Here is a 684-nt window from a genome sequence, read left to right as displayed (position 1 = left end):
AGAGTTTCATCAAAGATATGAGCGTATCTGCTTGTCATTTCTGGGCTTTCATGCCCCAAAAATTTCTGCACCATATGCTGGGGCATCCCGTTGTTAATCATTCTTGTTCCTACTGTATGGCGAAAGGCATGGGCATGGAATCTATAAATCTCACCTGATTTATCCACTATATTTTGCTCATAAGCTAATTTATTTAACTCACCTCTAAATGTTTCTTGTTTTAATGGCGATCCATCTTTTCTTGGAAAGAGGTATTCACTATCTGGAAATTCCTCTGAAACTTTATCTTCCCGAACTTTAATAAGTAAAGCTACCTCTTTAGATATTGGAACTATATGCTCCTTTTTCATTTTCCATTGATAATACTTTAAAAAGAAATCTCCATCTTTGTCCTCTAATAGACAGCCTTTTTTCAAGGTGCACAATTCACTTATCCTCATTCCACATTCTTGAACAATCATAGTCATCGTAGCTATATATTCGGGTAATTTATCAAGATGACTGTTCAATTGCTCTAGGACGAATTCATCTATAAAGCGTGGTTTTGCTCTTGGTATTTTCGGATAGTCCTCAGAATAAATTAATATTTTGGAAGGAACATCATCCCATTCTAGCCTAAGAAGGGTACTAAATAGTCCTTCCAATATAGAGATCCTCCCAGTTATTGTACTAGGTTTTATTCCC

1 protein-coding gene is annotated in these 684 nt (G+C 35.8%); it reads right to left on the bottom strand.

The annotated features are described in order from the left end of the window. Positions 1-684 (bottom strand): site-specific integrase (locus IEX42_RS17905; RefSeq protein ID WP_188781462.1); only part of this gene is annotated, 684 nt, incomplete at both ends.

The organism is Marmoricola endophyticus (genome assembly GCF_014644415.1).
Taxonomy (GTDB): Bacteria; Actinomycetota; Actinomycetes; order Propionibacteriales; family Nocardioidaceae; genus Marmoricola; species Marmoricola endophyticus.
This window is presented reverse-complemented; position numbering and strand designations above follow the sequence as displayed.